This is a genomic window from Sodalinema sp., from assembly GCF_046483825.1.
Taxonomy (GTDB): domain Bacteria; phylum Cyanobacteriota; class Cyanobacteriia; order Cyanobacteriales; family Geitlerinemataceae; genus Sodalinema.
Window position 1 is genome coordinate 13,344 of sequence record NZ_JAWOCL010000195.1, and the last position, 16,547, is coordinate 29,890.

Annotated in this window: 13 protein-coding genes; 5 read left to right on the forward strand and 8 right to left on the reverse strand. The window is 51.3% G+C overall.

Annotated elements, in window-relative coordinates:
- Window positions 1–87: 87 nt before the first annotated feature.
- Complete coding sequence (locus tag R6U67_RS12765; RefSeq protein WP_087708171.1) at window positions 88–432, reverse strand: hypothetical protein; 345 nt, start codon at window positions 430–432, stop codon at window positions 88–90.
- A 312-nt stretch (window positions 433–744) separates the two neighbouring features.
- Window positions 745–3,384 (reverse strand): DEAD/DEAH box helicase, encoded by a 2,640-nt coding sequence (locus tag R6U67_RS12770; protein ID WP_410252901.1) that lies wholly within the window; start codon window positions 3,382–3,384, stop codon window positions 745–747.
- 361 nt (window positions 3,385–3,745) lie between these two features.
- Between R6U67_RS12770 and R6U67_RS12775 the strand changes: the two genes are divergently transcribed.
- The 3 genes from R6U67_RS12775 to folE all read left to right on the forward strand — a co-directional run bounded on the left by R6U67_RS12775 (window position 3,746) and on the right by folE (window position 6,092).
- Entirely contained in the window at window positions 3,746–4,219 is a 474-nt protein-coding gene (locus R6U67_RS12775; RefSeq protein ID WP_410252902.1) for a 6-pyruvoyl trahydropterin synthase family protein, read from the forward strand.
- 158 nt (window positions 4,220–4,377) lie between these two features.
- Complete coding sequence (locus tag R6U67_RS12780) at window positions 4,378–4,851, forward strand: SufE family protein (protein WP_410252903.1); 474 nt, start codon at window positions 4,378–4,380, stop codon at window positions 4,849–4,851.
- Window positions 4,852–5,441: 590 nt separating this feature from the next.
- Window positions 5,442–6,092 (forward strand): GTP cyclohydrolase I FolE, encoded by a 651-nt coding sequence (folE, locus tag R6U67_RS12785; RefSeq protein WP_410252904.1) that lies wholly within the window; start codon window positions 5,442–5,444, stop codon window positions 6,090–6,092.
- A gap of 92 nt (window positions 6,093–6,184) precedes the next feature.
- Here folE and R6U67_RS12790 read toward each other — a convergent pair whose 3' ends face one another.
- Both R6U67_RS12790 and R6U67_RS12795 read right to left on the reverse strand, forming a co-directional pair.
- A complete protein-coding gene (locus tag R6U67_RS12790) occupies window positions 6,185–6,997 on the reverse strand; it encodes an MORN repeat-containing protein (RefSeq protein ID WP_410252905.1) in 813 nt (270 codons plus the stop codon).
- Between the two features lie 86 nt (window positions 6,998–7,083).
- On the reverse strand, window positions 7,084–8,097 hold the full coding sequence (locus R6U67_RS12795; protein WP_410252906.1) for a hypothetical protein: 1,014 nt from the start codon (window positions 8,095–8,097) through the stop codon (window positions 7,084–7,086).
- A gap of 79 nt (window positions 8,098–8,176) precedes the next feature.
- On the opposite strand from R6U67_RS12795, the gene ispE reads away from it, so the two are divergent.
- Window positions 8,177–9,121, forward strand: a complete 945-nt coding sequence (gene ispE, locus R6U67_RS12800; protein WP_410252907.1) for a 4-(cytidine 5'-diphospho)-2-C-methyl-D-erythritol kinase — start codon at window positions 8,177–8,179, stop codon at window positions 9,119–9,121.
- Between the two features lie 26 nt (window positions 9,122–9,147).
- Here the strand turns inward: ispE and R6U67_RS12805 are convergent, their stop codons facing one another.
- The gene (locus R6U67_RS12805; protein WP_410252912.1) at window positions 9,148–10,494 is read right to left on the reverse strand and encodes an N-acetylmuramoyl-L-alanine amidase; all 1,347 of its coding nucleotides are present in this window, start codon (window positions 10,492–10,494) and stop codon (window positions 9,148–9,150) included.
- A gap of 188 nt (window positions 10,495–10,682) precedes the next feature.
- On the opposite strand from R6U67_RS12805, the gene R6U67_RS12810 reads away from it, so the two are divergent.
- Entirely contained in the window at window positions 10,683–12,233 is a 1,551-nt protein-coding gene (locus R6U67_RS12810; protein WP_410252908.1) for an ArnT family glycosyltransferase, read from the forward strand.
- Here the strand turns inward: R6U67_RS12810 and R6U67_RS12815 are convergent.
- The 3 genes from R6U67_RS12815 to R6U67_RS12825 form a co-directional block, all read right to left on the reverse strand.
- Window positions 12,214–14,427, reverse strand: a complete 2,214-nt coding sequence (locus R6U67_RS12815; RefSeq protein ID WP_410252909.1) for an S-layer family protein — start codon at window positions 14,425–14,427, stop codon at window positions 12,214–12,216. The genes R6U67_RS12810 and R6U67_RS12815 overlap by 20 nt on opposite strands.
- The gene (locus tag R6U67_RS12820) at window positions 14,358–14,972 is read right to left on the reverse strand and encodes a filamentous hemagglutinin N-terminal domain-containing protein (RefSeq protein ID WP_410252910.1); all 615 of its coding nucleotides are present in this window, start codon (window positions 14,970–14,972) and stop codon (window positions 14,358–14,360) included. The genes R6U67_RS12815 and R6U67_RS12820 overlap by 70 nt, the downstream gene beginning before the upstream one ends.
- A 158-nt stretch (window positions 14,973–15,130) precedes the next feature.
- The gene (locus R6U67_RS12825; protein ID WP_410252911.1) at window positions 15,131–16,513 is read right to left on the reverse strand and encodes an NB-ARC domain-containing protein; all 1,383 of its coding nucleotides are present in this window, start codon (window positions 16,511–16,513) and stop codon (window positions 15,131–15,133) included.
- Window positions 16,514–16,547: the final 34 nt, after the last annotated feature.

A 16,547-nucleotide genomic window follows, 5' to 3' on the forward strand; every position in this document is an offset into this window, starting at 1 on the left:
TAGGAGCGAAAAATTTTTCGCCCCTACTACTACAATTTTGTATATTCTGTAACAAATCCCACCGTAGATCCAGAAGACCCCTTAATTTCACCCAGAATCACGAGCGATTTTATCCTTTAAAACCAACTTCAGCTCATCCGAAATGGGCAGCCAAGCAATTTCTTTGTAGAGATTGGAGCTAGATTCTCCATCTTGCAGACGTGTCTTATAAATCTCAACCAAAACCGACTCTAAACCATACTTAGCTAATGCGTCTGATGCTAGTCCGATAATTCCTAAAAAGACAATTCCGCCAATCATTCCACCCGGTCCTAACATTGCCAAGGCAGCCGTTATGGCAGCGGCTCCAGTCAACCCTGTTGTCGCCATGGTAATTAGGAGAATTACCGCTGGTAAGCCGACACCTGCTAGTTTTCTAATGATTTCATCCATTAGATTTAACTCCTAGATAACCTTTATCTAAACTTGCTAATTTCTCAGGCGATCGCCAGGGTTCCAGTCCCAGATTACCAGCCTAAATAATAGTATAAACGCATCGACGGTTTTTTGTCCCTGACGACCCCGAGTTTACCGTATATCTTGACCCGTAGCCGGCTGCTCTAATCGGGATAGTGCGCCCCCCGCCTAACATTGAAAACATTGAAAAATCGGGCAACAGATGGCTGTCGGGGCAACAGCCATCCCCTCCATCCGAAGACCTAGGGGTAGCTTCACCCGGTTCCCCGGTCCGGTGTTCCCTCTCCCCTAAACCTCATCGCGAACCGGAAAACGATTAATCAACTCACTCGCATCCCAGGCCAAACGACGCAGTTCTGGACTGACATGAGGAATATGGGGAATCTGAGAGAGAAAATCGAGCGTTCGCCGTAAAATGCGGACAATATCTCCTTCATCGAGGCTGGTGTTTTCGCACAGTTCCGTCCATTCCACCCCATAGGCCCAGTATTCCACTAACCCCAGCGCGTCCCATTCTAACCACACCGGGAACGCCACCTGATAGCGCCATTGAATCTGAATGACGTTGCGGCGTAACCCCCGTAATCCCCCTAACGCTTCTTCGACTTCTGGGGTGATGCTGTAGCGGGTCCAGGTATCGGCACGCACTTCCATGACGAGGGCTGCACAGGCGGCGGCGAACTGTTCCGGCGTCAGGCGATCGAATTGGCCGCTGGTGATGGCTAAGCCTAACCACAGTTCATTGTCTCCCCGTACAGCCGCAATGGATTCTCCCAAACGGGTGGGTTTCATGGAGAGGCCATCTAAGCAGTCAAACTCAATTAGGATATCGATGAGATCGAGAAAGTCCTCCCAGTGACGAGCCAGGTTGACACGGATAGTTTCTTCGCGTTCTTGCCGTTGTCGTTGCAGACGGGCCAGGCGTTTAGCCCGTTTGATGAGGGTTCCGGGATTGCCAAATTCATTCAGGGGATGGCGTTCGAGTTCGGCGGTAATCTCGGCTACCCGGTCTTGCCATTCTTGCACTTCTGGGGGAATGTCTGGGGCCGCTAGGGCGGGAATTTGGGCGGCGACGGCTTCGGTGTCTGGGTTGCCGTTTCGGGTTTGTCCGGGTTTGGGCGGCATCTCAGGGGGCGGGGTGAGGGAGTCTACGGCCTCTAACCGGGGAAATTCTCCCCGCAGACTCACCACGTCTTTGGTGGTGACGACGTACCAGCGGTTATTTGCCCCGAGACAGATGAGATAAGGGGCTTTGCCGGGTCCCGGTCGTTTGGTCACTAAGACGGCGTTGAGAGGCTCGGAGACTGGCACGTTGGCGCCTTTGAGTTGCACGATGCTCCCGGCGACGGCGAATTGTAGGGCGACGGTGAGGGATTTATTTTGTACTTCGCCGGCCTGTTGTTGCAGGGTTTTGAGGATGCGGCGTTCTTCTTTGAGCCGTTCTTGGAGTTTTTCGTAGCTATTTAGGTATTCGGGGTCAACTTGTTCAAATTTGCTTTGGGCGGCGGTAATTTCGGCGTCGAGGTCTTTTAGGGCCTGTTGTTGGGGTCGTAGGCCGAGGCCCGCTAGATATTGCCCGAAGCTGCGTTCGATGAGTTCTTTGGCTTCGTCGAGGCTGTGGGTTTGCAGCAGGTTGAGGACCATCCCATAGTTGGGGGTGAATTGACTCACCAGGGGATCGGCTTTGGAGGTGGCCAGGTTGGCGGCTTCGACGGCCCCTTCAAAGGGGGTGTCTAGGGTCACGACATAGCCTTGTTCGTCCATGCCTCGCCGTCCGGCCCGTCCGGCCATTTGTAGGAATTCGGAGGCGGTGAGGAGGCGATGGCCGCGATCGGTGCGTTTGGACAGGCTGGAGATGACGGTGGTGCGGGCGGGCATATTGATGCCGGCGGCGAGGGTTTCGGTGGCGAAGACGACTTTAATCAGTCCTCGTTGGAAGAGTTGTTCGACGAGGCCTTTCCAGGCGGGTAGGATGCCGGCGTGGTGGGCGGCGATGCCTCGGTAGAGGGGTTCGACTTGTCCTTCGCGGCCGGCGTCGGGGTTTTGTCGCAAAAATTCGTCGATGGTGGTTTTGAGTTGGGCGGCTTCGCTGTCGTTGACGAGGCTGAGGGTGCCGATGTCTTTGACGGAGCGATCGCAGCCCCGACGGCTAAAGATAAAGTAAATGGCCGGCAACATCTCCCGTTTGCGCAGTTGGGAGACGACGTAGCTGATGGCGAGGCCGTCACGACGGCTACGGCGGCGGTTTTGGCTGCCCCGGCGTGGTTTGAGGCGGTTGTTGAGTGTGTTGTCTGAGTTGAGGAGGGGAAAGACGCCTTTGCGGTTACAGAAGAGGAATTGTAGGGGAACGGGGCGATGTTCGGAATAGATGCGTGCGGTGGGACCGTGGACTTGGCTAATCCAATCGGTGAGTTGGTCGCTGTTGGCGACGGTGGCGGAGAGGCCCACGAGTTGGATTTCGGGGGGACAGTAGATGATGGATTCTTCCCAGACGGTTCCGCGTTGGCGATCGTTCATGTAGTGACATTCATCGAGGACGACGGTTTGTACGCCCTGGATGGAGGTTCCGACTTCGCCGATGCGGGTTCCGTAGAGCATGTTACGGAAGATCTCGGTGGTCATGACGATGATGGGGGCATCGCGGTTGAAGGAGAGGTCGCCGGTGAGGAGTCCGACGTTGGGATGACCAAATTGCTCTTGGAAGTCTCGAAGTTTTTGGTTGGAGAGGGCTTTGAGGGGGGTGGTGTAGAAGACGCGCTGCTGGTTGGTGAGGGCGCGGTAGATGGCATATTCGCCGATGAGGGTTTTGCCGGACCCGGTGGGGGCGCAGACGATCGCGGATTGGCCGGCGTTGAGGGCGGCGATCGCCTCGTGTTGAAAGTCGTCGAGGGGAAAGGGAAAAAGCTGGTTTAGGTCGAGGTCGGACATGGTTGAGGAGTATGGCTCGGAACAGGTGGAGCGAGGGGGCGTTTGTTGGGTTGGGTTGACCGGTTGGGGCGATCGCCTACCCAAATGATACGGCCACCTGTTCGGGTGCGATCGCTTGAGGAGTCGCCTTGTCTTGATTTAGCCGCTTTATCGACGCGATTTGCTCTGGGCTGACTCTGCGCCAGATGCGGCGGATTCACCTCAGGGATAGGGTCTCGGGCGCTGCTGGGGGGCGAAAATGACCGGCGATCGCCCAGGAAAAACTCTGAACCTGAGAATTTCTCTTCCCCGAATTCCCGGCCCCGTGAGATAATATTGAGTAAAGTTTTGTATCTTGCCCGACAAGCTTAGAATTTATACCATGCAAGCCCGTCTGACCGTCAATACCTATTTCAGCGCGGCCCATCGCCTTGCTCGTCCAGACCTGGATTATACGACCAATTGTGGTGTTTATGGCAAATGCGCTCGTCCTCATGGCCATGGTCATAACTATCATCTGGATGTGACTGTCTGTGGGGAGGTTCATCCCCGCACGGGGATGGTGGTGGAGTTAGGGGCGTTACGTCATTTAATTCAAGAGGTGGTGATTGAGCCGCTCGATCATCGCTTCCTTAATAAAGATATTCCTCATTTTGAGACGGTGGTTCCGACGGCTGAGAATATTGCGATTTATATTCGGAATCTGCTCCTCGAACCCCTGCGAGAACTCGGTTTGAGCTTGGAGAAGTTACGCCTGTATGAAAGCCCCAATAACTCCTGTGAACTCTATGGAACCATGGGCGGCGATCGCCAGGGAACTCCCACTCAGGAAAAAACGAAGTTACTTCTGGTTTGAGGTTTAGGGGTCTGACTCTTCCCTGTCCGATGGGGGCTGGCTATCTCAACCTGGCTGTTGAGGTGTCCGCCCCGATGCTTGACCTCTGTTTTGATCCCTGACCGCGAATAGCCTCCTCGAAGATTTGACCTCGAAGATTTGACCTCGAAGATTTGACGATGACGACTCCTCAACTTCCCCCAGAACTGGACAAGATGGTTCGACGGTTCCAGCGAGCCTCTGACCCCAAACGGCGTTATGAGCAATTGCTCTGGTTGGCGAAAAAGCTGCCTGAGATGCCTGAAGCTGAGAAAATCCCTGAAAATAAGGTTAAGGGCTGTGTGTCTCAGGTTTATATCACCGCACAGCTCGATGACGCCGGAAAGGTTTGTTTTAATGGGGATTCGGATGCTCAGTTGACGAAGGGACTGCTGGCGTTCCTGATTCGGGGGACTGAAGGCTTAAGTCCTGAAGAAATTGTTAAGCTGGCCCCGGATTTTATTCAGGAGACGGGCTTACAGGCGAGTTTAACCCCCTCTCGTGCCAATGGCTTTTACAACATTTTCAAAACGATGAAACAAAAGGCCTTAGTTTTGGCGGCGAATGAGAGTGATCTCGGATCTGTCGATATTAAAAGTATTGAAGCCACCTAAGTCTTTGTTCGTCAGTTGTCTGTCAGTTTCAGATTGACGAAAATTTAAAGATATTAGGCAAAATCTCGGCGATCGCCTGAAAAAGATGTTAGAATCGTGAAGGTGATTTACGATTCTGTTCGGTTGTCATGGGTTTTCAAAATCGGGTTTTGATGCGCCACGGCAACTTCAGCCAATCTAACCTAAACCCTCGGGAACTCTAGCAAAATCGGGACAGCTATTGCCTTTGCCCATGCTTTTAAAACCGTCTCCTTTGTCTGCGATCGCACTCGATCTATCTAGCGAATTTTATCGAGTCTCAAGCGATCGCCTGTCCGATGCGGTATTCAGAGCAAGTGGCATTTTTTCAAGAAACTCAGTTAACAAAAATAGTTCTGCTCCCTGCCATGTCAGGGTTGCGAGCCTCTAACTTGACCATTCATGGTTAATTTTCGTTGCGAATTCACTCGCGTTTTTGGAGAAACATCCATGTTTCCTAGATTCAACAGCAGTTAATTAACTGCCCAACTCAGCAATGCTTTTTTTTGCCGCCTTGCTAAGACCGAATCTAACGTCCGATTTCCTCACAGATACTGATTTTCAACAGCCTAATGACACTATCCAATCCCTCTGAACTCATCGGTACAGATCGACTTGAAAAACAACTCGAAACCAACGGACATACAACCGTTTCTGACCAGGAAATGCGTAACTCAATCCGCACCCTGCTAACAGAACTCGGAGAAGATCCCGATCGCGAAGGATTACGAGACACCCCCAAACGAGTCAGCAAAGCCTGGCAATTCCTCACTTCTGGCTACGACCAATCCCTCGAAGAACTGCTCAACGGTGCCATCTTCAATGAAAACTCCCATGAGATGGTTTTGGTGCGCGACATCACGTTATTTAGCACCTGTGAACATCATATGTTGCCCATTATCGGCCATGCTCATGTCGCCTACATCCCCAACGGGAAAGTGATTGGCCTGTCTAAAATTGCCCGCATTTGTGAAATGTTTGCCCGTCGTCTCCAGGTTCAAGAGCGTCTGACGGGACAAATCGCCGACGCCTTACAAGAGGTTCTCAAACCCCAAGGCGTGGCCGTTGTCATCGAAGCCACCCATATGTGCATGGTCATGCGTGGGGTGCAAAAACCCGGTTCCTGGACGACCACCAGCGCCATGCGAGGCGTGTTTGCGGATGACGCACGGACTCGCCAAGAGTTCATGGGCTTAATTCGTCACAGTCCTCAGTTCCACTAAGTTTGACCTCAGGTTTTCCCCCTCTCTCGACGGGTTCGAGAGAGGGGGAAACTGGCGAGGCCAGCTTGGCTTAACCCGAAGCGGGAGAGGAATTAGTTATAACCGCTGAAACTGACCGGTTGACCATCGCGAAACGCTCCGACCACCTGTCGTCCATCGGGAAACCTCATCGTACCTGTGCCATGAGGTCGTCCCTGTCGTAGTTCTCCGACATAGCGACGGCCATCACCATAGGTACAGGTCGCATTGTTGGCATCAAAATTGGTGGTGTAGAAAAAACCTGTGCAAGTGGTTCCCGTGGAATGGCGAAACGTTCCTCGTCCAAAGGGTTGTCCAGCAAAAAACTCCCCTTCAAAGCGATTGCCATTGGCGAAAACATAGCGGCCATCTCCATCAGGCTGACTACTAAAAAAGATTCGTTCAACTTGTTCCGTTTCTAAAATAGGTTCCCCTTGTAAGGTTGTTCCCACGGGGACTAGAGTCGTCACGTTCTCTGTCCGTGGTACCCCCGAAAAAGAACCTTCATAGCGATCTCCATTGGTGTAAAATGCCGTTCCTTCTCGGATCGCTCCTTCTCTGAATATTCCCTCATAGCGAGAGTCATCGGGACGAATCAAACGACCCCTACCATCGGGTAAACCGTCCTTAAACTCTCCTTCATAGCGAGTTCCATCAACCAACGTGAGAATACCTCGTCCATTGGGTAAAAAATCACTGAACGAACCGATATAACTGCGTCCTTCTCCATAATTACAACGACCGTAGCCCGAACCTGTATCTAACAAGAACGCTGGATCACATTGCGGGTCACGGATGTCCTCTTGAGCTTGTCCCCTCAAGGGTAGAACCCCAATCCAGAGACTGAAGCCCAGAAGTGGTGTCAGAACTGCACTAAGCTTGTTCATGATTGAGTGAATAGTATCAGTGAATCGTTATCAGTTCAGTGTTAATACTGGATTAAAAACCGGACTAGCTGATAGCTTGGAAATCTCTAACGGGAACCGACCCAGTTAGTCATGGTTTCATCCTCCCCCTCAATCGCCGGTTCACCTATACCCCGAGCCACCTCTACGCCGTTTTGTTCCAAAATCACTAATGGCTCACCGCCTAGACGTTCAACTCGAACTACGCGGACTTCCCCATTTGCGATGGTATCTCCAACACGAACATAACGACTAAAAGCAGAACCGGGAGTTTGTAAAATGACCTGAACATCGCCGCCTACCTCGATTACACCCGTAACCTCAGTTCCCTGTGCCAAATCGATCTCTGGAGGGGGGGGAGTCGGCTCAGGCATCGGTTCAGAGCTTTCACTGTCTTCACCGGGTTCCTCAGCCATCGGGATCTCGTCGGTATCCAAATCTTCAGCTCTGACACTTCGCGAAGGACGCAGGGCAGGAATTTGAAAGTCGCCTGGATTGATATCCGGAAGTGACTCCATCGTTTGTCCAGTTAAAGGGGGAAGTGGGGGGCCAGCAGCAATTCCATCCGGCGTTTCAGCATCTTCTCGAGTCCTCTCCGGGGAAAGTCCCCTCCCGTCACCATCTGTCCCCTCACCGTTGCCTGTTCTCCCTCCGTTAGCGGTATCGGTTGCGCCTGGTTCTGATTCTTCAGGGACTTGTGGGGGGACGTTTTCGGCTTGTCGCTGACTGCGGGACACTTCTACGGGTAAAATGCCAAAAGGGTCAGCCCCGTCTTCACGACCCGCATCTAAATTCCGTTGAGCTTGACGGCCGCGCTCTTGGGGGTTGGTCGAGGAGATTAAGCCACTCGGGGCCGCTGCTGTCTCCTCGTCTTCTTCCACAAGCGGGGATTCAAAGGGTTCAGCTTCAGGAATTTCCTCCTCTCCATTGTCCGGTGCATCAGCTGGTGCATCAGTGGGAGCTTGTTCAGCCACTGGAGTCTCATCGGGGTCAGGGGCGCTGAAGTCTTGTTCGTCTGGGCCACAAGCTCCTAGCACCAGGGCTAGGGCCAAGCCCAAAGCTGTAAATCGATGTTGACGCATGGCCATCTCCCCAAAATCCTCCTTCTAGGATAACTTGATCAATGGTACTTGTGGTTCTATCCACCGTTGAGCCAAATTCATGGAACGTTGCACCCTCTCCGCCCCTGCCAAGATTAACCTACATTTAGAGATTATCGGCGATCGCCCCGACGGCTATCACGAGCTGGCCATGGTCATGCAGAGTGTGGCTCTGTGCGATCGCCTGGAGTTACGGGCCAACGGACTCGAAGCGTTCCGAGTCCACTGTAATACACCGGGAGTCCCGAGCGATCGCAGCAACCTGGCCCTACGTGCGGCGGAGTTGATGGCCCAGCAATACCCCGACCGATATCATACCCTCGGGGGCGTTGATATTCGTCTGAACAAAATGATTCCCATCGCCGCCGGCTTAGCGGGCGGTTCGGCTGACGCAGCGGCGGTTCTCGTGGGCATAAACTTACTGTGGAACCTCGGTCTAACCCAACCCGAACTCTGGGAATTAGGAGCGCAGTTAGGCTCAGATATTCCCTTTTGCATCAGTGGGGGAACGGCCTTGGCTAGTGGTCGTGGCGAGGAAATCACCCCGCTACCGAGTATGGAAGGATTGTCGGTGGTGTTAGCCAAATATCGCAGTTTGGCCGTCTCCACTCCCTGGGCCTATAAAACCTTCCGGGAACGCTTTTGCGATACCTATGCGACGGGTGAGAGTGAACAAGAACAGCGGCGTCGTTCTCTCCACGCTGGCCCGATGATGTCGGCGTTGTTGAACCACGATAAAGCCGACATTGGTCGTCTGCTCTATAACGACTTAGAAAAAGTAGTCTTACCGGAGTTTCCCTCGGTGGCTAATTTGCGCCAGGTGATGTCGGATGGCGAGGTTCTCGGGGCCATGATGTCCGGTTCTGGGCCAACGGTGTTTGCTCTGACGGAAACTCCTGAACAGGCTCAGGCTCTGTGTGACCATGTTAAACGGGAAATTCCTGACGAGGACTTAGGCTTGTGGGTTACGGAATTTTGCCCGACGGGAATCGTTTTTGATGGATAATGGCCCCTAATTTCTGGCTAGGTTTTTTACAAAATGCCAGCGGATTCGTAGAGTTGGCGGAGAATGGCGAGAATGCGATCGCCATAATTGAGATCCGATGTCCAGCGTCCTGAAAGTTGCTGAACCAGGGGGGCAATTCCTCGGGAAATAAAGCGAAAACGTGGGTCAACAATCTCTAATACCAAGGGTTCAACACTGCCATAGGCTTTTAAATGCTGAACATGAGCGCGAACCCCAACTCGGGCTGAAGAAAAGGTTGCCCCGGTGGAACTTCCGGCGGCGTCACCTAAGCCTGCGAAGTTGTTTTGACTGGCACTCACACCACGACCAAAGCGCAGGAAATCCGTTTCTAAACACATTTGGGCGAAAGCAATATCACTATTAACGCCCTCAATGCTGGCCTCTTCTCGATAGAGTTTGGCTAAGTCTGGAAACTGGGTTAAAGCGTCCGAATTATCATTTTTTAGAAACACTTGCATTTGGGTTTCTGTGGTATTTCCCACTCCCATAATGCGGTCAATATGTCCCGGACAAATGGGAATAGCCGAGCGTAAAACCACGGCGCGATCGTCATTGTTCCAGCCGACGGAGATATTAAATTCTCGTAAGTCGATCGCCTTAACATAGACGATATTTCGATAATAGACTCGCCGCACGTATTCGGCTTGACTTAAATCCACTCCCAACGCATCGGCTAAGTCAATAGGAATATAGGAATTGCCATGAATAATGAGGCCCGGTTCTCCATAGCGTTGACCATTGATGCGAATGTTGATGGTGGGGTAGGTGACATCCGGCGGCGGAAATTCCGGGGCGCGATTCACCCAAGCCAGGAGGCCATCGGCGAGGCCAGCGGCGATCGCGGGGCGGCGATTTTGGATTAAACTGCGATCGCTGGGGTTGGTGAGAAAGCCAATCTCGATATAGAGGGAGGGAACCGCCACCGCCCGACAGAATTGGAGACTTCCCGTTGCGGTCATCGAGTCGGGGCGGGCGCCGCGATTGGCAAATTGGGGGACTTGTTGCAGTAAGCTGCGTAGGAGGCGTTCGGCTTCGAGGCGGCGTTCGTTGTTGTTGGTGATGTAATACACCGTTGTGCCTCGGGCCTCGGGGTTCAGGGCTGCATTAGCATGGAGTTGAATCGCCACATCGTTGGCTTGGGCGCGATTGTTAATCCAGGCGATGGTTTGGTCTTGGTTGAGGTCATCGGGAATGGATAAGGCCGTGACTTTGCGGGCCTGGAGGGCGCTGAGGAGGCGATCGCGCAGTAGAATCATCTCCTGGGCTTCGGTTGTGTCACCCGCGATGCTTCCTGGGTCAATCTGCCCATCATCGTAGCCTCCATGGCCAGCCGATACAAATACTCGTCTCATGCGATCGCCTTCATCCGTAAACACCACAACTGTTGCTGTTTTACCATAAATTGGCGACCCTTTCTCCCCCACAACGAAGTTTATCAGCTACATTTAAGAGATTGTTGCCCTATTTTGGCTCTGAATTACACTCTTGATGCTCAACGGGGTATCAAGTCGATTCAAGTCTGGATTGAGGTCTTATTTTTATGATGATGACCCCCCCTGATCTCCGCAAGCATCTGACCAAGCAGGATGGTTTCTATCTGGCGGCAATCGCCGTAATCACCGTGTTGATTCGTCTGCCCTTTTTCTTTGAAGCCGTCATCAATTGGGATGAAAGCACCTTCATTCTCATGGGGCAATCCCTTCTTGATGGTCATCTTCCTTATACCCAACTTTGGGACTTAAAACCACCCCTTCTTTTTGTAGCTTATGCCCTGTTTATCCTCACCTTAGGCAAAAGTATTCTCTCAATTCGCATTGCGGGAACCCTTTGCGTCATGATTGTGGCGATTCTCGTCTATTTTTGTGCCAAAACCTTCACCCATGCAACGGCGGCGTTTCTGAGTGCGATCGCCACCGCTTTAGGAATCAGCGTCTTATCGGCTGGCCAAGCGGTTATGAGTGAACATGTGGCGATCGTTCCCCTCACCGCAGCATTAGCGGTGCTATTTCTGCGGCCAAAACCGGGCTTAAAAGCAACCTTTGCGATCGCAATTCTCCTGACCACGGCGGCCTTTATGCGTTTAAATTTAGGCTACAGTGTTCTAATTATTGGCTTTTATATTATACTCCAACATCTACCCGACTGGACGCGAATGGTGCGCCAAGCCGTTAGCTATAGTTTAGGGAGTTTTCTCGTCTGTTTTCTAACCTTTTTTCCGTACTGGCTCACGGGACATTCAAAACTTTGGTGGCTATCGGTTATTGTGGCTCCCTTGAATTACTCAGATAGCCAACTGGGAGGCCCACAGATATTGAGTCGGCTTAAAGATGGGCTAATCAATAGTAGTCAAAATGATATGATTTTTGGCATTACTCTGGTTCTTTGGCTGGGAGGAGCATTAGGCATCATTCTGGCTGTTTTTCCAAAAAACAAACGATTTTATAGCCGTTCTTATCCTGCGATCGCCCTAGGATTACTGACCATTAGTATTTTCGTATCCATCCTAGAAACTGGAGCAGCCTATCAACATTACTTAATTCAACTCGTCCCCTGCTTAGGGTTGGGGGTTGCTATTTTATGGCAAAAAATATCCCGAACCCTTCTCTTAGACCGAGTCCTGTTTGGTCTAATACTTGTCCTTTTGCTGACTTCCTTAACTCCTATTCTTACAGAATATCGCATCGTGGGCGATCGCCTTCTAGCTGGAGATCCCCTAGAGGTTGGCCCCGCCTATGACATCGCCGCCTATTTCCGGGAACAAGAGGCTGAAGATGAACCAATTTACATGATGAGCGATCATATTGTCTATTGGCTCATCGGATCTCAGCCCCTAACCCCAGCGACAACCCATCCCTCCAACCTGTCCCGAGAGTATATCTTAGATGTAATCTATGGCGTAGGAAGTTCTCCTGAATCGGAAATTGCTAAAGTGTTCGCCGCTGAACCTAAATTTGTGGTTAAAGAGCGATTTGTGAGCTATTTATTATCAGGAAAAATGCAATCTGTCAAGAACTTCATCGATCAAGAACTCACGAATCACTATGAACAAGTGGCTCAAATTGAGGGGCAGCTTATCTATCAGCGTCGCTGACCACGCCACAGTCTAAAAAGAGGGCTGAGGTTGGTCCATTGGCCCGTAGTGAAACCTGACCATTGGCCAATCTGACCCAAGTTGTCGCCTCCTGGAGTGGCGAAGTGGCGACTGGGGCGGGTTCTGGACTGGAGGAGGTCGCGGGAGATGGTCTGCTGAGCGATCGCCAATCCCGGTCATCAAACCAACCGAGGCGAGTCCCCAGACCCCGGTGAGGGTCTTCAGGAAGTCCACCCCGTCCCGTGAGACTAAAACGATTATCCTGGCCAGCACAATCGCGGACAATTTGCTCACTGGGGTCGGTGGTGTCCGTCTCCAGTTCAACCAGGCCCCCCGCACTATCGACATCGGGGGTGTTAATCTCCACCACGCCACTAAACTCCGCCCCCAACGCCGACGTGGCCGTAATATCACTCTCAGCGGTTTGCATCTGGCGAAACTCAGTGCCGAAAATCCCCTCAGCGGTGATGCTGACGCGGCCTCCCCGTCCTTCTAAAGCGTTGGCGGTGATATCACTGTTTTCCAAGGCCACCAGGGTAGCAGTATCAAGGCGGATATTGCCCCCATCACTGCTACCGGCGTTGGTGCTGATACTACTGCCATTGCGAAGTTGCAGGGTCTGCGATCGCAACTCAATATTACCGCCAAGTCCCGTCACAGTGGCAGCATTCAAGCTACCGCCTCCATCAAGGAGAATGGCATCAGCCGTAATCTGTAATAGGCCGGCACGACCTTCGCCAAAACTGCGAACATCCAAAACTGCCCCATCTCGCACCACGAGGCGATCGCTGCTGATGCGTAAATCCCCACCCTGGCCCCGGGCGGTTAACGGTAAATCTTCCCGTCCCGAGGACGAGACTAAAATCGTCGGTAATCCTGTGATGGGCGATCGGCCAAACACCTCGATTTCATTAGCATTGACGGTCAGCGTTCCCGCATCTCCCGCCCCCACTGTAGCTGTCGAGACAATGGCCCCATCACCCATCTCTAACCGGCGGGTATTCAGAGTTAAATTTCCCGAGGGAAAGTCGCCAAAGGTGGTTGTTCCGGGGCCACTGGTGAGTCGGCCATCAGACGAGACCCCGCTAATCTCAACTAAGTCCGTGGCGGTGATGGTGATATTGCCCCCAGGTCCTCCTTGGGTGACCAATTCACTGCCGAGGGTTCCGCCGGTGTTGGAGGTAATCAAGCCGCCACGACGATTGATGAGATGGCGGGTGGTAATGGTGATATCTCCAGCCGGCCCGGTTCCAAAGAGGGAGTTATTGAAAATCCCCGTAGGAACAAAGGCATCGGGCCGCGACTCGACCACTTCCACTCGTTCTCGGGTTTGAATCGTAATATCCCCGGCTGGGCCATCTCCTAGGGTTAAATTGGACAGGTTGGAACCATTGGCTAAGAGCAAGGATTGGGCGGAGAGGTTGATATCGCCGCCAAGACTTTGACTATTGAGGGTCGTTGCATTGATTAACGCTGATTCAGTCACCTCTAGGGAACCGCCGATGTCAAAGCTGAGTTGTCCCCCCTGAGCGGTTCCCAAGACGGGCATAAAGACGATGCTGCCATTTTCAGCCCTGAAGTCTCCGGGGGTGGTTACGGCCACATCGCCACTCTGGCCAGCGTTCGTGACGGAGAAGATGCCGCCAATGGTGTCTCCGTCGGCTTCTAAGCGGCCGGTGGCGATCGCAGCTAGGAAGAGGTTAAATGGCTCAAAGCCGACTCCACTGAGGGCGATCGCCTCTCGGGCCTGGATACGAATATCGCCTCCCTGGCCGCCTTCGCTGACCTGATTAACCAGGATGCGGGAGGTATCCTCCAGGCGAAAGTGTCCTGTTTGAATCTCGATATTGGGACGATTTTGAGTGAGAATTTGCGCCCCCCCTTGGAGATGGACGCTGTCTTGCATCTCGATGGCGATCGCACCGGCACCGATTGGGGTATCCGTTGAGAGAAGTTGCGCCCCGTCACGCATCCGCAGGCGATCGCCCAGCAGCCGGATGGCCCCACCGCCAAGTCCCGCCTGTTGCGTCAGTTCAATAGGTCCGAATCCCCCCAGAGTCTCGCCATTCAAGCGCCCCTGGCTATCGAGATGAGCAAAACTCCCTGGGGCGAAACTGGCTAATTCTACCGAGAGGGGCGATCGTGCCTGGCCGCCCTCAAAGCGCACCTCTCCCCCGAGAAAAGAGAGTCGCAACGCCTCCAATCCTCCCCTAATCCCCCAAGTGTTCCCCCCTCATCAACGGCGACTGAGCGATTGACAATCGCCCCAGGCGTCTCACCAAACTGTACCCCCACCGGGGCGGAGACGCTCAACAACGCCGGATTCTCCGAGGGAGAAGAACCCCAAACCGTCCCGTCAGCAAATTGGATCTGTTCAGCGGTGGTGGCCAGAAACCCACCACCGAGGGAAAGTCGGGCGTTTTCCCCAAATTCGATACCCTGGGGATTGAGGAGGATAAAATCGGCGTTTCCATTAGCGCTGAGTTCACCGTCAATGCGGGAAAGATTCGCCCCAGTGACGCGAGTAATAATCCGTTGAATGGTCTCGGGGTTGTTAAAGTGAACTTGAATATTTTGGGGAATGGAAAAGTCTTGAAAACTGTGAAAGAGATTCCCTCCTGTTTCGGTTCCGCCATCAATTTGAATCCGGTTGTCTTGGTTGGAGAGTTGTGATGGGTTGGTTAAGGTTTGGTCTGGGACAATTTGGGCGTAGGTTGGGCTGTCCTGGAGCGTTATCATCAGGATTGGCAAGGCGAGTGTGGGGATTTGTCTAACTATCCATTGATGGGGAAACATGATGTTTAGCCTCTGTTAAAGGTTTGACGAAGACCTCGTTCATTTTACGAAGGTTTGGACTGAATATCAGTACAAAAACTTTTTTTCTGGGGAATCTGAAATCAACTTTTAAAATATTCCAAAATGGCTGGCTCTATTTTTACGATAGAGCTTGATTTTTCAGTATGTATTTCAATTAAGCTGCGTTTTCTAAGAGAAGACAATGCCTTCAGATAGTCTCTATCCGAGATGTTGTTTATTGGCTTGTTGGAAATATCAGCCATCCCATGATTTTGTGCCAACCCTACTATCACTAATTTTTCGGTTTCAGACAGCCGGAGGTCATGTTGCTTTAGTATGGATTCTACATCTCCTAAAAATAAATTAGAATAGGATAAAAACTGAGAGACACTGCCATTAAATAAGTCAAGTATTGTTGTAGATATTAGATTTAGCCATAAAGGATTGCCGCTATATAGTCTAATTAGTTTTGACCACTGCTGTTTATCTTTGAGATTTTGGTTTTCTAAAATTTCAGTTGCACATTGATTATCTAAACCTTCCAAATGTAAGGTTTTACAATAGTTATTTTTGTTTTCTAGGATTGCAAGTTCAGGGGGTTGTTCCCAACCCAGAAGAATTACACAACTCTGATGTTCTGATTGTCCAAATTCTTTAATTAGTTGATTATAATTATCATAGCCTGGGCAGTAATGTCCAACTAATTCGCGAGGACATAAAGTTTCTTGCAAATCGTCAAGAATAATTAAGCAGCGGTGTGTTCGGAGATAATCTATAATTAGATTCCGGGTTTTGATGAATTTAGATATAGATGAGTTTTTTGGATTTTCTGTTAAAAATAGGAATTGCGCTATATCAGTTTCCAAGGCATCAGAATTAACATATTTTCGGTGCGATCGCCAAAGAATACGATCAAAGTTGTCTTTTATGTTTTCAACCAGTTGTCTGACAAGCATAGTTTTACCCATACCCGATAATCCGGTAATAGCAATTAGGCGGTGATGTTCGCCAATAATCCATTTTTCGAGAGTCGCAAGTTCCTCAGTTCGATGACGGAGGGACTTGGGTTCTGGGGCTTCGCTGAGATCGTGGTGAAGTTGTGATTCGTAATCAGCCTGAGAATGCGATTTATCTCGTACTTCTTCAGGATTCGGATAGATGTCGCTACAGATATTAATATTTCCAAATATCTGCGTAGAGTCAGATCCCCAATTTGAGATATGACGAAATTCTATATGTTCTAGGATCGACTTTACATTTGATTTTTTAACATTTTCATCTAACACATCGGACAAGAGTTTCCAGAGGTCAGAGGCAACTCTTTTGGCGTGGTCTTTACTACAATGGTAGTCTTTCGCTACCTGTTGATACGTTTTCTGTTCCAAAGCCCCCGCCAATATTGTCCGCTGAAGCGAGTCAAGATGCTTACCAGTCTTTTTGAGAACTTGATCATTTGTCCACTGGATGCTTTCCTGGATATCCATGATGTACTAAATCAGTGGGGGATTAATTTGATTT

What these genes read in the sequence shown, in the direction of transcription:
- R6U67_RS12765 (WP_087708171.1), bottom strand. Translation starts at nt 432, where the DNA reads ATGGATGAAATCATTAGAAAACTAGCAGGTGTCGGCTTACCAGCGGTA.
- R6U67_RS12780 (WP_410252903.1), top strand. Translation starts at nt 4,378, where the DNA reads ATGACGACTCCTCAACTTCCCCCAGAACTGGACAAGATGGTTCGACGG.
- folE (WP_410252904.1), top strand. Translation starts at nt 5,442, where the DNA reads ATGACACTATCCAATCCCTCTGAACTCATCGGTACAGATCGACTTGAA.
- R6U67_RS12810 (WP_410252908.1), top strand. Translation starts at nt 10,683, where the DNA reads ATGATGATGACCCCCCCTGATCTCCGCAAGCATCTGACCAAGCAGGAT.
- R6U67_RS12805 (WP_410252912.1), bottom strand. Translation starts at nt 10,494, where the DNA reads ATGAGACGAGTATTTGTATCGGCTGGCCATGGAGGCTACGATGATGGG.
- R6U67_RS12790 (WP_410252905.1), bottom strand. Translation starts at nt 6,997, where the DNA reads ATGAACAAGCTTAGTGCAGTTCTGACACCACTTCTGGGCTTCAGTCTC.
- ispE (WP_410252907.1), top strand. Translation starts at nt 8,177, where the DNA reads ATGGAACGTTGCACCCTCTCCGCCCCTGCCAAGATTAACCTACATTTA.
- R6U67_RS12825 (WP_410252911.1), bottom strand. Translation starts at nt 16,513, where the DNA reads ATGGATATCCAGGAAAGCATCCAGTGGACAAATGATCAAGTTCTCAAA.
- R6U67_RS12795 (WP_410252906.1), bottom strand. Translation starts at nt 8,097, where the DNA reads ATGCGTCAACATCGATTTACAGCTTTGGGCTTGGCCCTAGCCCTGGTG.
- R6U67_RS12820 (WP_410252910.1), bottom strand. Translation starts at nt 14,972, where the DNA reads ATGATAACGCTCCAGGACAGCCCAACCTACGCCCAAATTGTCCCAGAC.
- R6U67_RS12775 (WP_410252902.1), top strand. Translation starts at nt 3,746, where the DNA reads ATGCAAGCCCGTCTGACCGTCAATACCTATTTCAGCGCGGCCCATCGC.
- R6U67_RS12770 (WP_410252901.1), bottom strand. Translation starts at nt 3,384, where the DNA reads ATGTCCGACCTCGACCTAAACCAGCTTTTTCCCTTTCCCCTCGACGAC.